At 72.6% G+C, this 405-nt stretch carries 1 pseudogene; it reads left to right on the top strand.

The features are described 5' to 3' along the window. Window positions 1-405 (top strand): annotated as a pseudogene (locus LPA54_RS40750) (acetyl-/propionyl-CoA carboxylase subunit alpha); the annotation flags it as partial.

Below are 405 nucleotides of genomic sequence, written 5' to 3'. Positions count from 1 at the left end.
CCCCGCTGGTGGCCGGCACCCCGGACCCGGTCTCCGGGTCCGACGAGGTCGTCGCGTTCGCCGAGCAGAACGGACTGCCGATCGCGATCAAGGCCGCCTTCGGCGGCGGCGGGCGCGGCCTGAAGGTGGCCCGCACTCTGGAGGAGATCCCGGAGCTGTACGACTCCGCGGTCCGCGAGGCCGTCGCGGCGTTCGGCCGGGGCGAGTGCTTCGTCGAGCGCTACCTCGACAAGCCGCGCCACGTGGAGACCCAGTGTCTGGCCGACACCCACGGCAACGTGGTCGTCGTCTCCACCCGCGACTGCTCGCTCCAGCGCCGCCACCAGAAGCTCGTGGAGGAGGCCCCGGCCCCCTTCCTGAGCCAGGCGCAGAACGACGAGCTGTACGCCGCGTCGAAGGCGATCC

Source organism: Streptomyces sp. DH12, from assembly GCF_020873895.1.
GTDB lineage: Bacteria > Actinomycetota > Actinomycetes > Streptomycetales > Streptomycetaceae > Streptomyces.
Note: the sequence above shows the minus strand (reverse complement) of the source record. Positions and strands in the feature narration are given on the sequence as shown.